Here is a 22396-nt window from a genome sequence, read left to right as displayed (position 1 = left end):
ACCCCCCGAGAAGCCGGGGTATGGCAGAGTCGACCCGAACCCTCCACGTCGCGTCCTGGGACGACCGCTTCCTCGCGTGGCTCCTCGACGTCGTCCTCGTCGGCGCGATCCTGGCGGGGCTCCAGCAGACCGCCGGCGTGTTCGCCCTGGTGACCGGCAGCCTCTCGCTGACCGCGTCGTTCACCGGGCTGAACGGCGTCGCACTGTTCGTGTACTGGACCGCCCTGGAGGGGGCGCGCGGCCAGTCGGCGGGCAAGATCGTGATGGACATCGCGGTGGCCGACGAGCGCGGCGACCCGATCGGCTACGGGACGGCCGCCATCGAGAGCTTCGGGAAGGCGTTCCTGCTGCCGCTGGACGTGCTCGTCGGCTGGCTCGCGTACGAGGAGGAGGGGCTGCGCCTGTTCAACAGGCTCTCCGGGACCATCGTCGTCGAGACCGACGACGACGAGCACCGGCCGGACGACGTGGAGTACGTCTACCCCAGCGAGCGGTGACTACGACAGGGCGTCCAGCCGGAACTCGAAGGCCGCGACCGGCAGCTCCAGGTCGTGCTCGACGAGGACCTTGGGGTGGATCTCGCCGACGACGCCGACCGACTCGCCGTCGAGGACGACCTCGGCCGCGCGGCCGTCGATGAACGACGGGTGGGTCGTCGCGGGGGTGTGCAGGTCGACGTCGAAGGCCTCGGCGATGGCCTGCAGGCGGGCCTTCGCGTCCTCGTAGGAGGCGTCGGTGCGCGCGAGGACGCCGGCGACGGTCCGGCGCTCGGCGACGCCGGTGTTCTCGTCGTCGTCGAGGTGGGCGGCCAGCCCGATCTCGGCGAGGTCCTGCGGGTAGCTGCGGTGGGTGTTGTTCTCCAGGACCATCAGCAGCGAGGGGAGCGCCCACGTCCGGAGGATCGTGTAGTCCTCGCTGTAGGGCTCCCGGATGGTGACCGGATCGGCCGCGCCGACGGCGTCGTCGGTCTCCGGGGCCGACAGCCCCATCCGCTCGAAGTTCTCTTCCTCGTTTGTCATGTGGAAGTTCAGCAGGTCCTCGAAGCCCAGCCCGACGAGCGTGTCGCGGGCGGCGTCCTCCAGCCGGGAGCGCTCGTGGCGGCCCCCGACCGTCGAGACGTCCGGGTAGGTCGGTTCGAGGCTGTTGAACCCCAGGGCGCGACCGATGTCGTCGACGACGTCCAGCGGGTGGAGCACGTCGACGCGGTAGGGCGGGATCTCCACCTCGTATGCGGGGTCGCCGTCGTCGGTCTCCGTCTCCGTGGCGTCGAGACCGGCCCGCTCGGCGTAGTCGACCACCTCGCTGGCGGCCAGTTCCACGCCGAGGATCGACTCGATGCGGGCGTGGGTGACCGTCTTCGTCCGGACGGCGAAGTCCGGCCGGTCGAGCGTGCGGCCGGCGTACTCCCCGGGAGCGTCGTCGGCGTACTCGACGTTCACGCGCTCGACCGTGCCGCCGCGGGCCGCCAGCGCGTAGCAGACGATCGTGAGCATCCGGTCGATCGTCCACTGATCGGTGCCGGTCATCTCGACGAACAGGTCCCGGGAGTCCTCGCTGACCTCGGTGCGGCGGCCGTTGATCACCGGCGGGAACGAGAACAGGCCGATGGCGTCGTAGATCGCCGGTACCCGGTCGAACTCGGCCACGAGGTCGCCGTAGGTCTGGCCGGTCTCGTGGGACGCCATCACCTCGGCCGGCGTCATCTCGGCGTCGGCGTCCAGCGGCACGAACCGCGCCTCGTCGGGGTCGACGCTTGTGTAGGTGATGGACTTGCCGGTCGTCCCGGCGTCGACGTCGCCGACCTCGTCGTCCGACGAGTCGACCGCCCCCGTGCGCGCCTCGCCTTTCAGCATCGTCAGGTCGTGGACGCCGATTGCTCCCTTCGCGCGCTGGCGGCCCATCGTCGCGTGGAGCTTCTCCTGCAGTTGGATGAGCGACTCCAGGGCCTCCTCGTCCATATCGAGCCCGCGGACGACGGCCCCGGTGACGTAGGGGCGGCCCTCGGGCTGGTCCTCGACCTCGATGGTCCACTCGGCGTCGTTGGTCGAGGGGACGTACACCCCGCGGTCGTCGCCGTAGTGGTACCGCAGCGACCGGGCGACGCCCTCGACGGAGAGGCGGTCGAGTCGGTCGGGCGCGAACTCCAGCTGGAACTCGTCGTCCTCGGTCCAGCCCTCGAACTCCAGGCCGAGGTCGAACAGGTCCGAGCGCAGTTCCTCGTCGCTCTTCTCGTCGTGACCGGTCAGGTGGCGCAGCTCGTCGGGATCGACGTCGACGACGGGCATCAGTGCATCACCTCCGTCTCGCGAAGCAGTTCCAGGTCACACAGCGTCCCGTGCACGTCGCGGATGTCCTCGAAGCCGTACATGAGCATCAGTAGCCGCTCCAGCGAGAGCCCCCACGCCATCACGTCGCAGTCGACGCCGAGCGGCTCCAGCACCTCGTCGCGGAAGATGCCGGAGTTGCCGACCTCGACGACCTCGCCGGTCTCCGGGTGGGTGCCGAACAGCTCGAAGCTCGGTTCGGTGTAGGGGTTGTAGTGCGGTTTGAACTCCAGGTCGGTGATGCCGAACTGCTCGTAGAACTCCGTGAACGTCCCCATCAGGTCACGCACGGAGAGGTCCTCGGCCATCACCCACCCCTCGATCTGGAAGAACTCCAGCAGGTGGGTCGGGTCCAGCGTGTCGTTGCGGTACACCTTCTCGACGCTGAAGAACCGCTGTGGCGGCTCCAGTTCGCCGATCTCGTGGCCCGAGAGGTACCGCATCGACAGCGAGGTGGTGTGGCCCCGCAGGTCCAGCCCCCGCGCGACCTCCTCGGTCCACGGCGAGTGGTACCCCTCGCCGTCGGGGCCGACCCCGTCCCGGTGGGCCGAGCGGACCCGTTCGACCAGGTCCTCGGGGAGCTCCTTGATCTCGTCGGGCTGGGAGAGCGCGAACTGGTCCCAGTGGGTCCGGGCCGGGTGGTCCTGGGGCATGAAGAGACAGTCGTTGATCCAGAACTGCGCGTCGACGTGGGGACCCGCCATCTCCTGGAACCCCATCCCGACCAGCGTGTCCTTCACCCGGTTGGCGGTCTGCCGGAGGATGTGCTCTTTCCCGTGGGGGACGTCCTCGGCGTCGGCCTCGACGTTGTACTCGGTGAACTCGACGTCGTCCCACTCGCCGCTGGTCAGCAGTTCGGGCGTGAGCTGGTCGACCGTCTCGGCGGCCTCGACGCCCTCCATCAGCGCCGTGACGCCGTCGTCGGTCAGCCGCACCGACCGGACCGTCTCCTCGCGGACGTCGACCAGCCCGCGCCGCTCCAACTGGTCCAGCGCGTCGTCGTCGGCGTCCGCGACCCGGCCGTCGGCGACGGCCTCCAGCGCGTGCATCTCCGGGTCGCGGCCGGCGTCGGCGTCGGGGTCGGCCGTGATCGCGCCGCTGTCGATGGTCCCGTACCCCTTCCGGGCGTAGTTCGACAGCGCGATGTCGACGGCCCCGCCGTCGAGGCCGGCCGCGCCGATGACGTCGCCCATCGAGACGGGCGACTCGTCGGCCCCGGCGTCGAGTGCGGCCTCGTAGAGGTCCTGTTCGGGGAGGCTCTCCCGGACGTACTCGCGGCCCTCGTCGGTCAGGTCGTAGTGGGCGACCGCCTCCTCGCTGACGACGACGAGCCCGTCGTCTTCGAGCTCGAAGGCCGCGCGTGTCGCGGCCTCCGGCTTGATGCCGGCCGCCTCGGCCACCTCGTCGATCCGTCTGTCCTCCTGTGCGTCGGCGGCCTGCAGGACGGCCACCTGTGCCTGTGGTCGTTTCATAGCGTGTGTCGGTCGTTGTCGGCAGTACCGCGGCTCGCTCAGTTAACGGTTCTCACTTCCCGCCAAGCGGTTTCGTCGGCCCCGGCTCCCACGCCGGGACCGAGTCCACCGCTCGTCAGGCCGCGAAGAAGAAACCGAATCCCGGGCTACGATTCGGCTGGCGAGCGACGCCGGCGCGGTGGGATTCGGACGCCATACCCGTCGCAACGTCGCGGCCTCGCAAAAACGTTCCGCTGATCGGCCGCCGAGGGTCCCGCTCAGGCCCGTTTCCGGTCCGTGTCGAAGTCGATGTCGAGTTCGTCCAGTCGATCCGCCCACTCCTCGCGTTTCTCCTGGTGGTCTTCGAGGAACTCCGCCATCAGTTCGGCGGCCTGCTCCTTGCAGCCACCACAGAGGCGCTCGCCGCCGACGCACTCCTCGTAGACCTCCTCCGCGAAGTCGTCGTCCTCGCCGGCCAGCAGGTAGGCGTACAGCTCGTAGACCGGACACTCGTCGGCCTCCCCGCCGAGCTCGCGCTGTTTCTCCGCGGTCTCGCGGCCGCCCGTGGTCGCGGCCTTGACCTTGTCGTAGCCGTCCTCGGGGTCGTCCAGCAGGGAGATGTGGGAGGCGGGCACCGACGAGGACATCTTCCCGCCGGTCAGGCCCGTCATGAAGCGGTGGTAGATCGACGACGGCGGGACGAACCCGTGGCCCCCGTGGTCCAGTTCCACCTCGCGGGACAGTTCCTCGGCCGCCGCGCGGTCGAGGTCGAAGGCGTCGACGTGCTCGTCGTAGACCCGCTTCTCGCCGTCGACGGCCTCGACGAGTGCGTCGAAGGCCTCCTCGGTGGCGTTGCGGTCGAGGAAGCGCACGCGGGGCCGCAGCGGCTCGCGTCCAGCAGATTGGAATCTCCGAATTAGAGCATTAAATAAATTTTTGGATAGGATTTCGGGTGGGCTGTTTTTGAACGGTAATAGTGATTTTATTACAGATTTCCACTCGTTTTGAGTGTGATTATAATTGTCCAAGTCCGCAAGCTGTTCAACATCAATTGACTCAACGTTCTGTGCTTTTACATCTGATTTGAGTAGAGGCTCTTCTATTCCTTCGAATATAACCGCAGCCTGAGCATTATTGCAGTTTGCTTTTGAGCCATATCTTTCTATCCCAAGGCCCTGCTCAAATGCCCTCTCGATTTCATCGTAAAACCAAGCAAGACACCTCCGCATATTGTCAGTTACCTCGTAGCTTGAATATGCCTCCGTCACGCCGAAGTAGCGCATCCGCGCGGCGAGGTCCCGCGCCAGCCGCATGTGCGGGTCCTGGTCGGGGCCGACGGGGATGACCGTCGGCTTCGGTTCGTCCAGTTGCGGGTAGAGGATGTCGGCCATCTGGGTGACGACCGACTGCATGTACGAGACGTTGGTCTCGCCGCCGAAGTCGTAGATTGCCTGCAGTTCGGAGTAGTTGGCCTCGGTGCCGAGTTCGAACGCGAGGTCCTGTAACTCGCGGTTGTCGGACTGGCGGTACAGTTCCCCCTCCTCGGGGTCGAACCCCAGCGCCAGCAGCGAGAGGACGTAACTGCGGGCGTGCTCGTCGATCTCTTCCCAGGACAGCCCGCGGGCGGCGTGGGCCTCCATATCGGCGATGAGGCCGTAGGCGTCGCCGCCCTGCTGCTGGTGCCAGATGATCTCGTCGAACACCATCTTGTGGCCGATGTGGGGGTCGCCCGTCGGCATGAACCCCGACAGCGCCGCGAACTCCTCGCCCTCGCGCATCGCGTCGGCGACCGGGCGATAGTCGCGGTGGCCGAAGATGACACCCCGGCGCATCAGGTAGTGGGGGTCCGGGACGGCGGGGAGCACGTCGTCGAACTCCTCGATGCCGAACTGCTCGAACAGCTTGCGGTAGTCGTCGACGGTCGCCGAGCCCCACGGGTCGAGGGCCACCTCGTCGGCCCCCTCGGCGTCGGTGCCGCCCCCGTCCGTCCGAATCGGCAGGGGGGAACCGGGCGTGTCGTCCGACCCGCGCCACGCTCGCCCCGACTGGCGGCGGTCCTCGTCGGGCGATGCGTTCTCGGGAGTCGCGTCGCGGTCGGACATCGTACACCCTCTCTTGGTCCCGGTCGGCGCAAAAAGGGTTCGTTTCCGGACACCGACGACCCGCGGTGTTGCCGGCGGCTACGGCGTCAGCCGCTCGACCCGGAGCCACTCGACGTCGCCGCCCGCCACGAGCGCGAAGGCCATCGTCTTCCGGACGCCGTGGGCCAGCCGGACGTCCAGCGCGAGGTCCCGCGGGTCGAAGGTGTGGTCGGCCGACAGCACCCGGACCAGCAGCTCCGAGTGGCCCAGATCGTCGACGCCGTCGACGTCGGCGTAGGTCCGGAAGTCCGCGCCGAACTTGAAGCCGGTCTTGGGGACGACGCCGGCCTCGCGCAGGGCCGCGTAGACGGTCAGCCGGCGGTCGAACCGCTCGCCCTCGACCGCGCGGCCGCGGGCGACGACGGCGTCGGCACCGCCGGCGACCGACAGCGTCCCCGCACGGGCGAGGTGGGCCGCCTCGACGAGCGACAGCTGGACGGCGTCGTCGTCGACCCGCTGGCCGTAGAACGCCCGCTCGTACAGCGCGCCGGGCGGGTCCCAGCACAGCACCCGCTCGTCGAGCAGTTCCCCGTCGACGGGCGGGACGTCGGCGTGGCTGTCGCCGGTGACCGGCGCGTGGTCGGTGCCGAGGTACGTGATCTCGCTCTCCTCGTCGACGACGGCCAGCGTACAGTTCCCCAGCGACGCGACGGGGACGCTGTCGCGCTCGCCGACGGCTCGGACGCGGTGAGCGACGGCGTCGTCCCACGGCCCCTGGCCGCGCGGGTAGACGACGAAGTCGACCCCGTCAGGGTCGTCGACCCAGCCCTCGCGGGCGGGCGTGAGGTAGAACCCCCGGTCTCGGAGGTCCCGGTAGACGAAGAAGTCGACCGCGGAGACCGCCGCCGAGGCCAGCAGTTCGCGGAAGTCCATCCCGCCGACCGCCTCGACGTCGCCCCGGAACAGCAGGTGGGCTGCCTCGACCGGGGCGAGGTCCACCTCGCCGTCGCGGGCGCGGCCGTACCCACGCGAGTCGTAGAACCGCTCGCGGGCCCGGTTGCCCCCGCGGACCACGTCGCCGTCGAGTTCGAGTTCCATACCGGCGTGTGGTCGGGCGGGGGACATAGCCCCTGCGAGTCAGGTTCGCCCGCAGGTGCCGTCGAGACAGCGCCGGCCCCCGGCCGTCTCGAAGGCTGGGAGGCCGCAGGCGCACTCGCCGTCGACGAGTCCCGACGGGAACGAGAAACCGGTGTCGCAGTCCGGGTAGTGCTCACAGCCGGCCAGCAGACCGCCGCGGCGGATGACCCGCAGGTCGCCGTCGCAGTCGGGACACTCCCACTCGCGGTCGAAGGCCGCCCGCACGCGGTCGTCCAGCGAGTCGCAGTCCCGGTCGAGACAGAGCTCGAAGGCCTCGCCGCGCTCGACGCGCATCGTCGGGAGGCCACAGTCCCCGCAGCGGCCGCCGGTGACCGTCGCGTCCGAGGGGATGCCGTAGTCGGCGTCACACGCCGTGCAGGCGACGCTCCCCCGCGTGCGGACGAGCGTCCCCGCACAGTCGGGACAGTCCGCGACCGGCACGCCCGCGTTCGAGGCGGGGAACCGGGCGCTGCCGTGTTCCTCGTGGGCGACCACCCGCAGCAGTTCCCCGCCGTCGCGGGCGGTGACGACGCCGTCCTCGACGGCGACGCTCTCGGCGCGGGTGAGCCACGCCACCGGCTGGTACCCCTCGGCGTCGTGGACGAGGACGGTGTTGTCGGGCTTGACCACCACCAGCACGTCGCCCCGCTGTTCGCGCTCGCGGGACCCCTCGAAGACGGTCGTACACTCGCCGGCCATCACGCGCGTTCCGTCGTGCATGGGCCGGGGTGGGCGCGTTCCGGTACCTAAACCCTCGGAGGGAAACAGGCAAACCCCTCGGGCCAGTTGGGAGAGACGATGCGCGACACGCCCCCCGCGATCTGTTTCGACATGGACGGCGTCCTGATCATGTCCGAGGACCACTGGCACGAGATCGAGCGCGAGCACATCCTCCCGACGGTCGCGCCCGACGACGACATCCCGCTGTCGGCGATCACCGGCCGGGACTACTCCGAGGTGTACCCGGAACTCGACGCGGAGTACGACCTCGTCGTCAGCCGCGAGGAGTACGAGGCGCTGTTCGAGGAGGCCGGTCGCGAGATCTACGGGGAGCGCGCGACGCTGCTGCCCGGCGCACACGACCTGCTCGCCGACCTCTCGGCGGCCGGCGTGCCGCTGGCCCTGACCACGTCGGCCCCGTGGGACTGGATCGAGGTCATCGACGACCGGTTCGACATCCTGCGGCACTTCGACGCCGCCGTCAGCGCACAGGACGTCGACGGCCCCGGGAAGCCGGACCCGGGCATCTACGAGCGCGGCGCGGCGGAGCTGGGCGTCGCCCCCGGGGAGTCGTGGGCCGTCGAGGACTCGACGGCGGGCGCACGGGCGGCCGTGGCCGCGGGGATGACCACCGTGGGCTTCGAGGCCGACGGCGACGCGACGGACCTCTCGATGACCCACCACCGCGCGGCCAGCGCCGACGACCTGCGGGCGTTGCTACTGGAGGGGTGAGGCCGTCGGACGCGAGAGGCGCGAGAACGGGGGAGGCGGAACGGAAGCGGGGTGGGTAGGCCGGAGTGGCGGGGACGGCCCGAACGGGGACCGCGCGAGGAGGTCGCGGGGACCGGGGCCGGCTACTCCTCGGCGCGGTAGCCCCGGCCGAGCACGAGGCCGAGGACGTTCGCGAGGAAGACGCCGGCCAGCAGGAGGACCTGCGACTCCGCGAGCCCGCCGAACAGCAGGACCGGGTACGCGAGGGGCGCGAACACGGCGGTCCAGAAGCCGGCGAACTGGACGGGCCGGACGGCGAGCGTTCGCAGGTCGGTGCTCTGGGACGGGACGACGTCGGTGGGTGACCGGAAGGGCGAGGCGCTTGACATAGGTGACCTCCTCAGTCTCACGTAACGCACCCTTACCCCATATAAACGAGAGACGGTTGGTTCGAATTCGCGTCGGTAGTGGCCGTTTGAGTGGTTTCACCCCGTTTTAGCTGGAGGGGTCGGTCACCATACGACGGTTTCAGCTGGCCGTTAAAATTTTATCTCCGATTCTAAGCGCGTCTCGTGGTATCGGGGGAGCGTCTCGCGTCACCGGACCTCGACGGTCCGGGAGCGGGTGACCGGCGGGAGAGGCTCGTCGGGGAAGGCGACCTCTACGGTGTAGGTCAGCTCGTCCGCGTCGGCCCCGAAGACGGCCACCGGGAGCGTCGTCTGCCCGAGGTACGACGGCTTGGCGGTCATCTCGCGGCCGTTGACCGTCACGCGCAGGCCCGCGCGGACGCCGCCGCCGTTGTTGGCGACGGTCACCTCACAGAGCTGGTTCTCGCCGGTGCCGATCGTCTCCGGGAACGACGCCCAGTCGACCACCACGACCGGCTGGTCCTTCGCGTTCTCGACGACCTGTTCGGCGACGCCCTCGGAGAGCCCGGCCGAGACGAGACCGGAGACGCCCGCGCGCAACACGTCGGCGGGCGACTGAAACCCCGCGGCGGCCAGTTTGCCCGCCCGGCCCGAGCCGACGCCGTCGATGGCGGTCAGCCCGACGGCGTCGGCGCTGACGCCGTGTTCGACGCGGGCCTCGACCCGGCAGGCGAGGTTCGCGGCGCGGGCGGTCCCGAGCGTGTCGAGGAACTCACGCAGCGCGGCCAGCAGGCGCAGCGCGTTCTGCCGGATGACCCACGCGTCGCTCTTGAGCTCGGTCGGCGTCGTCCCGGTCATCCCAGACCGGAGGATGGCCAGCACCTTCCGCTGGCCGGCGTCGAGGTCGTCGGGGGCGTCCGTGACGACGGCGCTGACCGCGTCCTGTTCGTCCGAACGGGCGCTGACGCTGTCGAACTCCGTCGCGCCCGCGACGGTCTCCAGCAGGTCGTCGACCCCGACGTCGGCGGCGCGGTCGGCGTCGGCACACCGCTCGGCGAGGTCGGCGAACCGGCGGGCCGTCGACAGCCGGAGGTAGAACTTCGATGCGAGGTGGCCCAGCCGCGTCGACTCCACCCGGAGGCCGTCCTGCTCGACGAAGCCGTCCGCGACCAGCTCCGAGAGGGTGTCGCTGACCCGCTCTCGGAGCGCGCTGCCGGCGGCGTACTCGTCGGGGGCCGACTGGGCGCGGGCGTAGTAGAACGTCGTCGCCAGCCAGTCCATCACGTCGTCGACGTCGCCGATCGTCCCCAGCGCGATCTCGGCGTTGAGGTGGGCGTCCAGTTCCCCGGCGAGGCGGGACTCGATCTCCTTGCCGTCCCGCAGCAGGCGGCGGTACTTGTCGGCCTCCGAGCGGTCACAGACGACCCAGGCGTAGCCCGTGTCGTCGTAGCCCGGCCGCCCGGCGCGCCCGAGCATCTGGAGGACGTCCAGCGGGCTCATGTCGACCTCGCCCTCCAGCGGGTCGTGGAGTTTGGTGTCCCGGATGACGACACACCGCGCGGGGAGGTTCACCCCCCAGGCCAGCGTCGAGGTCGAAAAGAGGAGCTGGATCTTGCCCTCCTTGAACCACGCCTCGACGCGGTTCTTGTCCTCGCGGGCGAGCCCGGCGTGGTGAAAGCCCACCCCGTCCAGCACGGACTGCCGGAGCGTGTCGTTCGAGAGCTCGGCCGCGTCGTTGTGGAAGTCGTAGTCGCCGCGGGCTCCCATCGGGATGTCCCGCTCGGCCAGTTCGTCGCGGGCCTTCTTGGCGGCCTGGACGGTGTCCTGGCGCGAGGAGACGAACACGAGACACTGGCCCTCGTCGCGGATGTGTGGCTCCGCGAGGTCCAGCGCCCGGTAGAGCCGCCGGTACTTGTCCGCGAAAGCGTTCTCGCCGTGGGAGTAGGTCTTCACGTCGGCGTTCAGCGGCACCGGCCGGTAGTCGTCGCCGAAGGCGAAGGTGGTCTCCTCGGGGGCGTCCAGCCAGTCGGCGACGTCGTCGATGTTGGGCATCGTCGCCGACAGCGCGACCACGCGGGGGTCACAGAGCCGGCGCAGGCGGGAGACGGTGACCTCCAGTACGGCCCCGCGGCGGTCCGAGTCCAGCAGGTGGACCTCGTCGATGACACAGCAGTCCACGTCCGTGATGAAGGAGTAGCGGGGCGTGTCGTGTTTCCGGGTCGCGGAGTCGGCCTTCTCGGGAGTCATCACGAGGATGTCGGCCCGCTCGGCCCGGCGGGGGTTCAGGTCGCGCTCGCCGGTGACGACGTACACCGAGTAGCCCAGGTCCTCGAAGCGCTCCCACTCGCTCTCCTTCTCGTTCGTGAGCGCGCGTAGCGGCGCGAGGAAGAGGGCGGTGCCGTCGTCGGCCAGCGTCTCGCAGATGGCAAGCTCCGCCAGCGCGGTCTTGCCGCTGGCGGTGGGCGCGCTGACGACGACGTTGTCCTCGCGGTTCAGCAGCGCCGGCAGCGCGGCCGACTGCATCTCGTTGAACCGCTCGAAGGGGAAGGCGTCGGCGAACGCCGGCAACACCTCCTCGACCGCCACCGTCGGCTCGCTGTCGGCTCGGCGTGACACGTCAGTTGGGCGGGACCCCGACGGCAAAGGCGTTTCTATGCCGGCGGCGCGGGGTGGCTCGTCGCCGGCCACGGGCTTTTGTCGGTGGCCGTCCCACACCGTCTGTGAGCAAGGACTGGGACCCGGAGACGGTCTTCGAGGTGCTCGGCAGCGAGGAGGTCCGTCGCATCCTCGCCGTCGCGAACGTCGATCCCGTGTCGGTGCCGACGCTGGCCGAGAGCCTCGACGCCTCCGAGGCGACCGTCTACCGTCGGGTCGACGTCTGTCGGGAGTACGACCTCCTCCGGGAGGAGACCCGGGTCGACGCCGACGGGAACCACTACAAGGCCTACGAGACGACGCTGGAGCGGGTCTGTTTCGAGCTCGACGGCGGCGGGTTCGAGGTCGACCTCCAGTTGCGCCGGGAGACGGTCGACCAGGTCGAACCGGTCGACCGGGGCGACTCGACCGGCGACGAGTAGCGGCGTGGGGCGGTCCCGATCGGCCCCGTCCGGCGGTCCGGGACCGGCGGTTCGCTGACTGAAACTGCCGTCGGGACGGCGGAGTCGGACGGTCGGCCGGCCGAGCGGACCGATCCAGCCGGACCGCCCCGGAACCGTACCCGACGGCCGACCGCGGCGTTTCGCCGACTGAACGCCGAGCCCGATCTATAATGCACAACCGCCGCTACACGTCGACCGGAAACGATGTCCGTACTCGAAACCGTCAAGCAGAAGGTCGGTATCGGGGACGAAGAACCCACACACGAGTGCGAGGAGTGCGGTCGTGAGTTCAGTTCCGACGCCGACGCCGACTCCTACTGGTTCCAGTGTCCCGAGTGCGGCTCCGAGGACCTGGCGGAACTGGACTGACCCGCCGAACCCAACCGCTTTTTGTCGGACGTGCCAAGGACCGGATAATGAGTCGTGCGCGCAAGCCCGACTGGCTCAAGATGCGGCCGCCGTCGGGCGAGCGGTTCACCGACATCAAGGAGAGCCTGCGGGAGCGGGACCTCAACACGGTCTGTGAGGAGGCCAACTGTCCGAACCTCGGGGAGTGTTGGAGCGGCCGCGACGGGCCGGGGACGGCGACGTTCATGCTGTTGGGGGACCGCTGCTCGCGGGGCTGTAACTTCTGTGACGTCGAGACCGGCGGGATGGAGCCGCTGGACCCCGACGAACCCGAGCGGGTGGCCGACGCCGTCGCCGACATCGGCCTGGACTACGTCGTCCTGACCAGCGTCGACCGCGACGACCTGTCCGACCAGGGGGCCGGCCAGTTCGCCGCTACCATCCGCGCGATCAAGGACCGTGACCCGGACGTCCTCGTCGAGAGCCTCATCCCGGACTTCCAGGGCGAAGAGCGGCTGGTCCGGAAGATCGTCGACGCCGAGCCGGACGTGATCGCCCACAACGTCGAGACGGTCGACCGCCTCCAGTGGCCGGTCCGGGACCGCCGGGCCGGCTACGAGCAGTCGCTGTCGGTGCTCCGGCAGGTCGACCGCGAGAGCGACGTCTACACCAAGACCAGCCTGATGCTCGGGGTCGGCGAGTACGCCCACGAGGTGTACGAGACCCTCTCCGATCTCCGGCAGGTCGGCGTCGACGTGGTCACCTTCGGCCAGTACCTCCAGCCCTCCCGCTCGCACCTCGAAGTCTCGGAGTACGTCCACCCCGACGCCTTCGACACCTGGCGGCGGGTCGCCGAGGAGGAGTTCGACTTCCTGTACTGCGCGTCGGGGCCGATGGTGCGCTCGTCGTACCGGGCCGGCGAGCTGTTCGTCGAGAGCGTGCTCGCGAGCGGGGACGTGGAGGCGGCCCGCGAGCGAGCGCGGGCCGGCGATCGGTGACGGCGGCGAACTACGAACGGCGTCCCGTCGGTTTTCCTTCCCTCGTGTGAGATTCGTAGCGGTAATCTTCTCGCAGCCAGTATAACGCCACACAAACGCTAAATCGGTCGCGGGCCAACGTCTCCGGTATGTCACGTCTTGGCAGGTGGTCCCTCTGAGCGTCCTCCAGCGCGACCCCGAGGACAGAGTACAGGTCCTCGACGAGGACGGCCAGGTCGTCGACGGGGCGACGGTCCCGGACCTGTCCGACGACGCCCTCGTCGAGATGTACCGACAGATAAAGCTGGGCCGGCACTTCGACCAGCGTGCGGTGAGTCTCCAGCGCCAGGGTCGGATGGGGACGTACCCGCCGATGGCCGGCCAGGAGGCCTCGCAGGTCGGGAGCGCGATGGCGCTCGCGGAGGGGGACTGGCTGTTCCCCAGCTACCGCGAGCACCTCGCGTTGCACGTCCGGGGCTGGGACCTCGCCGACGACCTGCTGTACTGGATGGGCAACGAGCGGGGCAACGCGCCGCCGGCGGACGTCGCGGTGTTCTCGCTCGCGGTCCCCATCGCCACCCAGATCCCCCACGCCACCGGGGCGGCGTGGGCGGCGAAACTGAAAGGCGACGACCGCGTCGTGATGACCTACTTCGGCGACGGCGCGACGTCGGAGGGGGACTTCCACGAGGGGCTGAACTTCGCCGGCGTCTTCGATGTGCCGGCGGTGTTCTTCTGCAACAACAACCAGTGGGCGATCTCGGTCCCGCGGGAGCGACAGACCGCCAGCGAGACGCTGGCACAGAAGGCCGACGCCTACGGGTTCGACGGCGTCCAGGTCGACGGGATGGACCCGTTGGCGGTGTACCAGGTCACCGCGGAGGCCGTCGAGAAGGCCCGGAACCCGCCGGCGGACGGCCTGCGCCCGACGATGATCGAGGCGGTCCAGTACCGCTTCGGGGCGCACACGACCGCCGACGACCCCTCCGTCTACCGGGACGAGGAGGAGGTCGAGCGCTGGAAGCGGAAAGACCCCATCCCGCGCCTTGAGACGTTCCTCCGGGAGCGGGGCGTGCTCGACGACGAGCGCGTCGAGCGCATCGACGCGGCCATCGAGGACGAGGTGGCCGACGCCATCGACGCCGCCGAGTCCACCGAGCGGCCCGACCCCGAGGAGATGTTCGCGGACGTGTACGCGGAGATGCCCCAGCGGCTCGAACGGCAACTGGAGTACCTGCGCGACCTGCGAGCCCGTCACGGCGACGAGGTGTTACTCGAATGAGCGCACAGAGCCTGACGCTCGTCCAGGCGGTCCGGGACGGCCTCTACGGCGAGATGGAGCGGGACGACGACGTGCTGGTGATGGGCGAGGACGTCGGCAAGAACGGCGGCGTCTTCCGGGCCACGCAGGGCCTCTACGAGGAGTTCGGCGAGGACCGCGTGATCGACACGCCGCTGGCGGAGTCGGGCATCGTCGGCACCGCCATCGGGATGGCCGCCTACGGCCTGCGGCCGGTCCCGGAGATGCAGTTCTCCGGGTTCATGTACCCAGCCTTCGACCAGCTCGTGAGCCACGCCGCCCGCCTGCGCACCCGGAGTCGGGGGCGGTACACCTGTCCCATCACGGTCCGGGCCCCCTACGGCGGCGGCATCCGCGCCCCCGAACACCACTCCGAGTCAAAGGAGGCCTTCTACGTCCACGAGCCCGGCCTGAAGGTGGTCGTGCCCTCGACGCCGGGCGAGGCGAAGGGACTGCTGGCCGCCTCGATCCGGGACCCGGACCCGGTGATCTTCCTCGAACCGAAGCTCATCTACCGGTCGTTCCGGGAGGACGTCCCCGACGAGCCCTACACCGAGGAGCTGGGGACGGCCGCCGTCCGCCGCGAGGGCGAGGACGTCTCCGTGTTCACCTGGGGCGCGATGGTCCGGCCGACGGTGGCGGCCGCCGAGGACCTCGCCGAGGAGGGCGTCGACGTCGAGGTGGTCGACCTGCGCACGCTCTCCCCGATGGACACCGACGCCATCGTCGACTCCTTCGAGAAGACCGGCCGGGCGGCCGTCGTCCACGAGGCCCCCAAGACCGGCGGGCTGGCCGGCGAGATCATCGCCACCATCCAGGAGGAGGTGTTGCTCTACCAGGAGGCCCCCATCCAGCGGATCACCGGCTTCGACGTCCCCTTCCCGCTGTACGCGCTGGAGGACTACTACCTCCCGGAACCCGCCCGCATCAAAGACGGTATCCGGGAGGCCGTGGACTTCTGAGCCATGTTCGAGTTCGAACTGCCGGACCTCGGCGAGGGGGTCGCCGAGGGCGAGGTCATCGAGTGGCACGTCGCCGTCGGCGACGCCGTCGAGGAGGACCAGGTGCTCGCCGAGGTCGAGACGGACAAGGCCGCCGTCGACGTCCCCTCCCCCGTCGACGGCGTCGTCCGCGAGCTCCACGCCGAGGTCGGCGACGTCGTGGCGACCGGCGAGGTGCTGGTCTCCATCGAAGAGGACGCCGACGCCGCCGGCGAGGCCGGTGTCGACGAAGCGGCCGCCGACACCGAAGCCGAGGCGGCCGGCGACGCGGCCGAGGCGGGCGCGGCGTCGGCCGGGACTACCGACGGCGACGCGGGCGACGACGCGACCGAGGTCGCGACCGGCGACGGCCGCGTGTTCGCCGCGCCCAGCGTCCGCCGGAAGGCCCGCGAGGCGGGCGTCGACGTCACTGCCGTCGAGGGGTCCGGCCCCGGCGGCCGCGTCACGGAGGCCGACGTGGCGGCCGCCGCCGAGGGGGCGACACGGGAGGGAGCCGACGAGGGCGACGGCGGTCCCACGTCCGTCGTCTCGAAGGTGAGCGAGGACGACGGCGACGACGGGCCGACCTCGGTGGTCTCGAAGGTGGACGACGACGACGGGGCCGCGGCCGACGAACCGGCCGTCAAGTCCGCCGTCCGGAAGGCCGGCGGGGGCGAGCGCCGCGACCGGACGCTGGCGACGCCCGCGACCCGCCGGCTGGCCCGCGAGCTGGACGTCGACATCGACGCCGTACCGACCGACGAGACCCGCAACGGCGAACCGTTCGTCGACGAGGCGGCGGTCCGGGCGTTCGCCGAGCGCGACGCCGCGGTCAGCGACGAGGACGTCCGCGAGGTCGCGGAGACGGTCGTCTCGGAGATGCACGAGATCGCCGACGAGGCGGCGGCCCGCGAGTCCGGTGCCGAGGCGGCGACCCCGGCCGACGCCGGCGAGCGCCGCGAGCCCTACCGCGGGGTCCGCCGCTCCATCGGCGAGCAGATGGCCCGCTCCCGGCGGGAGGTGCCCCACGCGACCCACCACGACAAGGTCGCCGTCCCGGGCCTCGTCGAGGCCCGCGAGCGCCTCGAACCGCTGGCCGAGGAGCGGGGCGTCCACCTGACCTACACCCCGTTCCTGCTGAAGTGCGTCGCCGCCGCGCTCGACGACCACCCGGTGCTGGCGACCGAACTCGACGAGGAGGCCGAGGAGATCGTCTACAAGGACCACCGCGATCTGGGCGTCGCGACCGCGACCGACCACGGTCTGGTCGTGCCGGTCGTCGAGGGCGTCGACGGGAAGGGCCTCCTGGAGCTGGCGACGGACCTCAACGACCTCGTCGAGCGGGCCCGCTCGCGGGACATCGCCCGCGAGGAGATGCAGGGCGGCGTCTTCACCGTCACCAACTTCGGTGCCATCGGCGGCGAGTACGCCGACCCCGTCATCAACGTCCCCGAGACGGCGATCCTGGGCGTCGGCGCGCTGAAGGAGCGGCCGGTAGCCGAGGACGGCGAGGTGGTCGCGGAGCCGACGCTGACGCTCTCGCTGGCCATCGACCACCGGGTCGTCGACGGGGCCGACGCCGCTCGCTTCGTCAACACCCTGAAGGAGTACCTCGCGGACCCGACGCGCCTGCTGCTCGAGTAGCGCCGCCGGCCGCTACTCGTCGGTCAGGTCCGACACCCAGCTCCTGGCCGCCATCGCCTTCGGGAAGCCGACCGTCGGGATCGCCAGCGTCGCGACGTGCTGGAGTTCCTCGGCACTCAGCCCCTCGTCGAGGCCGCGCCGGACGTGTGAGTGGACCGCGCCCTCGGACTGGGAGCCGACCGCGAGCGCGAGCTTCACGAGCCGCTTCGTCTCGTCGTCGAGCGGCCCGGCCTCCGAGCAGGCTCGGCCGAGGTCGGTGTAGGCGTCCCACACCGCGGGGTTGTCCTCGGCGAAGCGGTTCGCGGTCGGTGGCAGGTCGTCGCTGGCTGTCTCGTCCGCCATACCGGCGCTTCGTGTGACACCGTAACATAGCTTGCCCCGAAGCCCTCCGGCCGGTCGCCCCCGGCCGCGTGCGGTGGGGTTTTCACCCGCCCGGCCGAGACGCCGCTATGGTAGTCGGAGACGTCACGACCGGGACGGACCTGCTCGTCGTCGGCGGCGGCCCGGGCGGCTACGTGGCCGCCATCCGGGGCGCACAGCTGGGACTGGACACGACCCTCGTCGAACGGGAGGCCTACGGCGGCACCTGCCTCAACCACGGGTGTATCCCCTCGAAGGCGTTCATCTCGGCGACGGACGTGGCCCACGACGCCGGCGGGGCGGAGGAGATGGGCGTCTACGCCGACCCCGCCGTCGACATGGCGGCGATGAGCGAGTGGAAGGACGGCGTCGTCACCCGGCTGACCCGCGGCGTCGAGTCGCTGTGTGAGCACGCCGGCGTCGAACTGGTCGAGGGGACGGCCCAGTTCGTCGACGAGGAGACCGTCCGGGTCGCCCACGGCGGCGAGGGCCAGGGTTCGGAGTCGATCGCCTTCGAGCACGCCGTCCTGGCGACTGGGAGTCGGCCCGTCGAGGTCCCCGGGTTCGAGTTCGACAGCGAGCACATCCTCTCCTCGCGGGACGCCCTCGGACTGGCGTCGGTCCCCGACGACCTGCTCGTGGTCGGCGCGGGCTACATCGGGATGGAGCTGTCGACGGTGTTCGCCAAGCTCGGGGCGGACGTCACCGTCGTCGAGATGCTGGACGACGCGCTGCCGACCTACGAGGACGACGTGGCCGCGGTGGTCCGGGAGCGGGCCGCGGACCTGGGCATCGAGTTCGCCTTCGGCGAGGCCGCCCGCGACTGGGAGGCCGACGAGGACGGCCTCATCGTCCGGACGACCGACGAGGACGACGAGGTGACGGAGTACCGCACCGAGAAGTGCCTCGTGGCGGTCGGCCGCGAGCCGGTGACGGACACGCTCGGCCTGGAGACGATCGACCTCGCCCCCGACGATGACGGGTTCCTCGCGACCGACGACCGCGCCCGGACGGACCTCGATCACGTCTTCGCCGTCGGCGACGTGGCCGGCGAGCCGATGCTGGCCCACAAGGCGATGGCCGAGGGCGAGGTGGCCGCCGAGGTGGCGGCCGGCGAACCCGCCGCCCTCGACCAGCAGGCGATCCCGGCCGCCGTCTTCACCGATCCCGAGATCGGGACCGTCGGGCTGACCGAGGCCGAGGCCGAGTCGGCCGGCTACGACACCGTCGTCGGGCAGATGCCCCTGCGGGCCAACGGCCGGGCGCTGACCGTGAACGAGCGCGAGGGGTTCGTCCGCGTCGTCGCCGACGCCGACGACGAGTTCCTGCTGGGCGCACAGATCGTCGGCCCCGAGGCCTCCGAGCTGATCGCCGAGGTCGGCCTGGCCATCGAGATGGGGGCGCGGCTCGAGGATGTCGCCGGGACCGTCCACACCCACCCGACGCTGTCGGAGGCGGTCCACGAGGCCGTCCTCGACGCCCGTGACGAGGCGATCCACACGCGGTAGCGGCGGGGCGAGCCGGGTCCACCGACGCCCCCGCGCCGGGTGAGGACATTTAAGCGACCCGTGCGAGGTGTGCGCCGTGGACCGTACTCGAGTCGTCGCCGTCGGTCGCGACCTGGTCGGTGTCGTGCGAGCCCAGCAGGTCTCCTTCCTCGCTGCCAGCATCGCCTACTACATGTTCGTCTCCCTGCTGCCGCTGCTGTTGCTGGCGCTGGTCGTCGGGTCGCTGGTCGGCGGGGAGGCGTTCGCCGCCGCCGTCGTCGGCGCGGTCGGCGGGGCGCTGTCCCCGCAGGCGGCGGTGTTGCTGGAGGACGCGCTGACCAGCGCCGCGGGTCGGGGCGGGGCGACGGTGCTTGGGCTGGTCGTGATGGTCTGGAGTTCGCTGAAGGTGTTCCGCGGCATCGACGTGGCGTTCTCGAACATCTACGGGACGACCGGCGAGAGCGGCTTCCTCGCGCAGGTGGGCGACGCCGCCGCGGCGCTGGCCGGTATCGGGATCGCCCTCGTCGGGTTCGCCGTCGTCGGCTCGCTGGGGGCGCTGTTCGGCGTCCGGATCGTGCTGAGCGGGCTGGCGCTGGTGCCGCTGCTCGTCGTCGCGTTCCTCCCGCTGTACTACCTCTTTCCCGACCGGCCGATCTCGGTCAGGGGCGCAGCACCGGGGGCGGTGCTCGCGGCCGTCGGCTGGACGGTGCTGGCGACGGGGTTCTCCCTGTACGCGGCCACGGCGGGCACGTTCCAGCTCTACGGCGTCGTCGGCGGGGTCCTGCTCGTCCTCACGTGGTTCTACTTCGCCGGACAGATACTGCTGGTCGGCGCGGCGCTGAACGCCGTCCTGCTTGGCGTCCCGGACCGGCAACTACAACAGGAGCCGCTACGACCGTCACAAGCGATGAGCGAGGACGCCGACCGAGGCGGTGAGACGCCGTCGCCGGGCGAGAGCGGGCCGGCCGACGCCCCGACCGACGAGGAGGTCGCCGAGCTGCGCGCGGAGTTCGAGTCGTTCCGCGACGACGTCGAGGACCGGACCCTCCACCGGGACGACGTCGAGACCGACCTGCGGGAGTACGTCCGCCGTCGGATGCGGCGCGGCCACGCCCGCGGCTGGGGGCCGTACGTCGTCCTGCTGTACGGGACGGTGATGACGCTGGGTGCGTTCTACTACCTACGCGGGCCGTGGGCGGTGCTGGCGATGCTGGTCGTCTGGCTGTCGACGCTGGGCCTGTACGTCCTGATGCTGCTGGTCGGGGTCACCTTCCGGGTCACCGGTCTGCCCGGCCGCGCAGTCGAGAAGCTACGGAACCTGCGGGACTGATCGAGGCGGCGGCGCGGGTATCGCCGTCGCTCTCCGGCGGGCGCGTCGCGAAAGAAAGGGCGCGGGTCGTCGCTCAGAACTTCTCGAGGTAGCGGTCCAGTTCCCACTGGGAGACGTCGACGAGGTAGTCCCGGAACTCCTCGGTCTTGGCCTCGACGAACTTCTCGGAGATGTGGGGGCCGAGCGCGTCGAGCACGACCTCGTCGTCCTCGAGCTCGTCGATGGCCTCGCCGAGGTTCGTCGGCAGGGTGTCGATGCCGTACTCCTCGCGCTTCTGCTCGTCGAACTCGTAGATGTTCTCGCGGACCGGGTCCGGGCAGTCGAGGTCGTTCTCGACGCCGTCGAGGCCGGCGTGGATGAGCGCCGCGAAGGCGAGGTAGGGGTTACACGAGGGGTCGGGGAAGCGAGCCTCGATGCGGCTGGCGGCCGGGACGCGCGCGGCGGGCTTGCGGATGAGCGCCGAGCGGTTCCGGTCGGACCAGGCGACGTAGACGGGTGCCTCGTAGCCGGGGACGAGGCGCTTGTAGGAGTTCACGGTCGGGTTCGTGACGGCGGCCAGCGCCGGGGCGTGCTCGAGGATGCCGGCGGTGAACTGCTTGGCCGTCTCCGAGAGGTTGAACTCGTCGTCCTCGTCGTGGAAGGCGTTCTCGCCGCCCTCGGTGAACAGCGAGATGTGGGTGTGCATCCCGGAGCCGTTGATGCGCGGGATGGGCTTTGGCATGAACGTCGCGTGCAGGTCGTGTTCGGCCGCGATGGCGCGGACGACCGACCGGAAGGTGGCGACGTTGTCGGCCGTCGAGAGGGCGTCGTCGTACTCGAAGTTGATCTCGTGTTGGCCCTGGGCGACCTCGTGGTGGGAGGCCTCGATGTCGAAGCCCATGTCCTCCAGCCCGTAGATGATGTCACGGCGCACGTCGGACGCGAGGTCCTTGGGCGCGAGGTCGAAGTAGCCGCCGGCGTCGTTGGTCTCGGTGGTGGCGCGGCCGTCCTCGTCCTCCTCGAACAGGAAGAACTCCGGCTCGGGGGCGGCGTTGACCGTGTAGCCCATCTCCTCGGCGCGGTCGAGCGCGTCTTGGAGGACGCCACGCGGGTCGCCGACGAACGGCTCGTCGGTCGAGGTGTCGTGGACGTCACAGATGAGGCGGGCGCTGTTGCCGCCGTCGATGTCGTCGCGGCTCCGCCACGGCAGGATGGCGAACGTCGACGGGTCCGGGACCAGGCGCATGTCCGACTCCTGGATGCGGACGAACCCGTCGATCGACGAGCCGTCGAAGTAGATGCCCTCGGTGAACGCCTTCTCGGCCTGATCGGCCGGGACGGAGACGTTCTTGACTGTGCCCAGAATGTCCGTGAACTGCAGGCGCAGGAAGTCGACGTCGTTCTCCTCGATCTCGTCGACGACCGCCTGTGCCTCGTCTGAGAGTTCGCTTGTCATCTTTGGACACCGGAGAGGTATGCTGCCACCACTAAAACCCTACTGTTTTGCGCAAAGATTCTGCACTCGCCGCAGTCAGCTGGACGTTCGTAAAATTCTAAACCCCTGGGTGCGTTTGGGGATGTAATGACGTACGAAAATCTCGACCGCAAGTTGGTGAATGCGCTACTGGGCGACGGCCGCGCGAGCCTCCGGAGCCTGGGCGAGGACCTGGACGTCTCGGTCACGACCGTCTCGAACCACCTCTCGAACCTCGAGGAGGAGGGGATCATCAACGGCTACACGCCGAAGGTCGACTACGACAAGCTGGGCTACGACGTGACCGCCATCGTCCAGTTGAAGGTCGAGGGGTCGTCGCTGCCGGACGTGACAGAGGAGCTCAAACAGCACAAGCAGATGATCTCGGTCTACGAGGTCACCGGCGACTACGACATCATCGCCGTCGGGAAGTTCGAGGACACCGACGGGATGAACGCCCAGATCAAGGAGCTGCTCACCGACCCCGACATCAAGGAGTCCAACACCTCGGTCGTGCTCAACGCGGCCGCGGAACACCAGCAGTTCGACCTGGACATCGAGTGACTCGCCGTCGTTCTCCGGCAGCCCGTCCCGCCGAGTCGGCGGAACCGACGGATTCTTGACTGA

At 70.1% G+C, this 22396-nt stretch carries 20 protein-coding genes; 11 read left to right on the top strand and 9 right to left on the bottom strand.

Going from position 1 to position 22396, the window contains the following annotated elements; all coding sequences use genetic code 11:
- The first annotated feature begins 20 nt into the window (after positions 1 to 20).
- Positions 21 to 497: an RDD family protein gene (locus tag P0592_RS07765; protein WP_276273707.1), complete on the top strand. Its 477-nt coding sequence runs from the start codon at positions 21 to 23 to the stop codon at positions 495 to 497.
- Here the strand turns inward: P0592_RS07765 and pheT are convergent, their stop codons facing one another.
- The 5 genes from pheT to P0592_RS07740 all read right to left on the bottom strand — a co-directional run bounded on the left by pheT (position 498) and on the right by P0592_RS07740 (position 7713).
- Positions 498 to 2285 carry a phenylalanine--tRNA ligase subunit beta gene (gene pheT, locus P0592_RS07760; protein ID WP_276273706.1) on the bottom strand — a complete coding sequence of 596 codons (1788 nt, stop codon included), beginning with the start codon at positions 2283 to 2285 and terminating at the stop codon, positions 498 to 500.
- Positions 2285 to 3796 (bottom strand): phenylalanine--tRNA ligase subunit alpha, encoded by a 1512-nt coding sequence (pheS, locus tag P0592_RS07755; protein WP_276273705.1) that lies wholly within the window; start codon positions 3794 to 3796, stop codon positions 2285 to 2287. Before pheS ends, pheT begins: the two co-directional genes overlap by 1 nt.
- Before the next feature lie 257 nt (positions 3797 to 4053).
- On the bottom strand, positions 4054 to 5877 hold the full coding sequence (locus tag P0592_RS07750) for a tryptophan--tRNA ligase (protein WP_276273704.1): 1824 nt from the start codon (positions 5875 to 5877) through the stop codon (positions 4054 to 4056).
- A gap of 78 nt (positions 5878 to 5955) precedes the next feature.
- Complete coding sequence (gene endA, locus P0592_RS07745; RefSeq protein ID WP_276273703.1) at positions 5956 to 6954, bottom strand: tRNA-intron lyase; 999 nt, start codon at positions 6952 to 6954, stop codon at positions 5956 to 5958.
- Positions 6955 to 6993: 39 nt separating this feature from the next.
- Positions 6994 to 7713 carry a PDDEXK family nuclease gene (locus P0592_RS07740; RefSeq protein WP_276273702.1) on the bottom strand — a complete coding sequence of 240 codons (720 nt, stop codon included), beginning with the start codon at positions 7711 to 7713 and terminating at the stop codon, positions 6994 to 6996.
- A gap of 78 nt (positions 7714 to 7791) precedes the next feature.
- Here P0592_RS07740 and P0592_RS07735 point away from each other — a divergent pair, with 78 nt between their 5' ends.
- Positions 7792 to 8445, top strand: a complete 654-nt coding sequence (locus P0592_RS07735; protein ID WP_276273701.1) for an HAD family hydrolase — start codon at positions 7792 to 7794, stop codon at positions 8443 to 8445.
- A gap of 122 nt (positions 8446 to 8567) precedes the next feature.
- On the opposite strand, the gene P0592_RS07730 is transcribed toward P0592_RS07735, so the two are convergent.
- Positions 8568 to 8813: a DUF8028 family protein gene (locus tag P0592_RS07730; protein ID WP_276273700.1), complete on the bottom strand. Its 246-nt coding sequence runs from the start codon at positions 8811 to 8813 to the stop codon at positions 8568 to 8570.
- 207 nt (positions 8814 to 9020) lie between these two features.
- Positions 9021 to 11378, bottom strand: coding sequence for a DEAD/DEAH box helicase (locus P0592_RS07725; protein WP_276273919.1), 2358 nt, complete (start codon positions 11376 to 11378; stop codon positions 9021 to 9023).
- A gap of 134 nt (positions 11379 to 11512) precedes the next feature.
- Here P0592_RS07725 and P0592_RS07720 point away from each other — a divergent pair, with 134 nt between their 5' ends.
- From P0592_RS07720 to P0592_RS07695, 6 genes are all read left to right on the top strand, one after another.
- Complete coding sequence (locus P0592_RS07720) at positions 11513 to 11869, top strand: winged helix-turn-helix domain-containing protein (RefSeq protein WP_276273699.1); 357 nt, start codon at positions 11513 to 11515, stop codon at positions 11867 to 11869.
- Positions 11870 to 12094: 225 nt separating this feature from the next.
- Positions 12095 to 12259 (top strand): hypothetical protein, encoded by a 165-nt coding sequence (locus P0592_RS07715; protein ID WP_276273698.1) that lies wholly within the window; start codon positions 12095 to 12097, stop codon positions 12257 to 12259.
- Positions 12256 to 13236, top strand: coding sequence for a lipoyl synthase (gene lipA / locus P0592_RS07710; protein WP_276273918.1), 981 nt, complete (start codon positions 12256 to 12258; stop codon positions 13234 to 13236). The genes P0592_RS07715 and lipA overlap by 4 nt, the downstream gene beginning before the upstream one ends.
- Before the next feature lie 154 nt (positions 13237 to 13390).
- Positions 13391 to 14497 (top strand): pyruvate dehydrogenase (acetyl-transferring) E1 component subunit alpha, encoded by a 1107-nt coding sequence (gene pdhA / locus P0592_RS07705; RefSeq protein ID WP_276273917.1) that lies wholly within the window; start codon positions 13391 to 13393, stop codon positions 14495 to 14497.
- Positions 14494 to 15477: an alpha-ketoacid dehydrogenase subunit beta gene (locus tag P0592_RS07700; RefSeq protein ID WP_276273697.1), complete on the top strand. Its 984-nt coding sequence runs from the start codon at positions 14494 to 14496 to the stop codon at positions 15475 to 15477. Before pdhA ends, P0592_RS07700 begins: the two co-directional genes overlap by 4 nt.
- 3 nt (positions 15478 to 15480) lie before the next feature.
- Positions 15481 to 17139 carry a 2-oxo acid dehydrogenase subunit E2 gene (locus P0592_RS07695; protein ID WP_276273696.1) on the top strand — a complete coding sequence of 553 codons (1659 nt, stop codon included), beginning with the start codon at positions 15481 to 15483 and terminating at the stop codon, positions 17137 to 17139.
- 12 nt (positions 17140 to 17151) lie between these two features.
- Here the strand turns inward: P0592_RS07695 and P0592_RS07690 are convergent, their stop codons facing one another.
- Positions 17152 to 17481: a carboxymuconolactone decarboxylase family protein gene (locus P0592_RS07690; protein ID WP_276273695.1), complete on the bottom strand. Its 330-nt coding sequence runs from the start codon at positions 17479 to 17481 to the stop codon at positions 17152 to 17154.
- 107 nt (positions 17482 to 17588) lie between these two features.
- On the opposite strand from P0592_RS07690, the gene lpdA reads away from it, so the two are divergent.
- Together lpdA and P0592_RS07680 are read left to right on the top strand one after the other, a co-directional pair.
- Positions 17589 to 19007, top strand: a complete 1419-nt coding sequence (gene lpdA, locus P0592_RS07685; RefSeq protein ID WP_276273694.1) for a dihydrolipoyl dehydrogenase — start codon at positions 17589 to 17591, stop codon at positions 19005 to 19007.
- Positions 19008 to 19083: 76 nt separating this feature from the next.
- Complete coding sequence (locus P0592_RS07680; protein ID WP_276273693.1) at positions 19084 to 20316, top strand: YihY/virulence factor BrkB family protein; 1233 nt, start codon at positions 19084 to 19086, stop codon at positions 20314 to 20316.
- Positions 20317 to 20389: 73 nt separating this feature from the next.
- On the opposite strand, the gene glnA is transcribed toward P0592_RS07680, so the two are convergent.
- A complete protein-coding gene (glnA, locus tag P0592_RS07675; protein ID WP_276273692.1) occupies positions 20390 to 21751 on the bottom strand; it encodes a type I glutamate--ammonia ligase in 1362 nt (453 codons plus the stop codon).
- Positions 21752 to 21877: 126 nt separating this feature from the next.
- Here glnA and lrp point away from each other — a divergent pair, with 126 nt between their 5' ends.
- On the top strand, positions 21878 to 22333 hold the full coding sequence (lrp, locus tag P0592_RS07670) for an HTH-type transcriptional regulator Lrp (protein ID WP_276273691.1): 456 nt from the start codon (positions 21878 to 21880) through the stop codon (positions 22331 to 22333).
- The last annotated feature ends 63 nt before the right edge of the window (positions 22334 to 22396 follow it).

The organism is Haloarcula litorea, assembly GCF_029338195.1.
GTDB lineage: Archaea > Halobacteriota > Halobacteria > Halobacteriales > Haloarculaceae > Haloarcula > Haloarcula litorea.
This window is presented reverse-complemented; position numbering and strand designations above follow the sequence as displayed.

Excerpts from the sequence above, each read along its gene's own strand:
- P0592_RS07765 (WP_276273707.1), top strand. The coding sequence starts at position 21 with ATGGCAGAGTCGACCCGAACCCTCCACGTCGCGTCCTGGGACGACCGC.
- pheT (WP_276273706.1), bottom strand. The coding sequence starts at position 2,285 with ATGCCCGTCGTCGACGTCGATCCCGACGAGCTGCGCCACCTGACCGGT.
- pheS (WP_276273705.1), bottom strand. The coding sequence starts at position 3,796 with ATGAAACGACCACAGGCACAGGTGGCCGTCCTGCAGGCCGCCGACGCA.
- P0592_RS07750 (WP_276273704.1), bottom strand. The coding sequence starts at position 5,877 with ATGTCCGACCGCGACGCGACTCCCGAGAACGCATCGCCCGACGAGGAC.
- endA (WP_276273703.1), bottom strand. The coding sequence starts at position 6,954 with ATGGAACTCGAACTCGACGGCGACGTGGTCCGCGGGGGCAACCGGGCC.
- P0592_RS07740 (WP_276273702.1), bottom strand. The coding sequence starts at position 7,713 with ATGCACGACGGAACGCGCGTGATGGCCGGCGAGTGTACGACCGTCTTC.
- P0592_RS07735 (WP_276273701.1), top strand. The coding sequence starts at position 7,792 with ATGCGCGACACGCCCCCCGCGATCTGTTTCGACATGGACGGCGTCCTG.
- P0592_RS07730 (WP_276273700.1), bottom strand. The coding sequence starts at position 8,813 with ATGTCAAGCGCCTCGCCCTTCCGGTCACCCACCGACGTCGTCCCGTCC.
- P0592_RS07715 (WP_276273698.1), top strand. The coding sequence starts at position 12,095 with ATGTCCGTACTCGAAACCGTCAAGCAGAAGGTCGGTATCGGGGACGAA.
- P0592_RS07700 (WP_276273697.1), top strand. The coding sequence starts at position 14,494 with ATGAGCGCACAGAGCCTGACGCTCGTCCAGGCGGTCCGGGACGGCCTC.
- P0592_RS07695 (WP_276273696.1), top strand. The coding sequence starts at position 15,481 with ATGTTCGAGTTCGAACTGCCGGACCTCGGCGAGGGGGTCGCCGAGGGC.
- P0592_RS07690 (WP_276273695.1), bottom strand. The coding sequence starts at position 17,481 with ATGGCGGACGAGACAGCCAGCGACGACCTGCCACCGACCGCGAACCGC.
- lpdA (WP_276273694.1), top strand. The coding sequence starts at position 17,589 with ATGGTAGTCGGAGACGTCACGACCGGGACGGACCTGCTCGTCGTCGGC.
- glnA (WP_276273692.1), bottom strand. The coding sequence starts at position 21,751 with ATGACAAGCGAACTCTCAGACGAGGCACAGGCGGTCGTCGACGAGATC.
- lrp (WP_276273691.1), top strand. The coding sequence starts at position 21,878 with ATGACGTACGAAAATCTCGACCGCAAGTTGGTGAATGCGCTACTGGGC.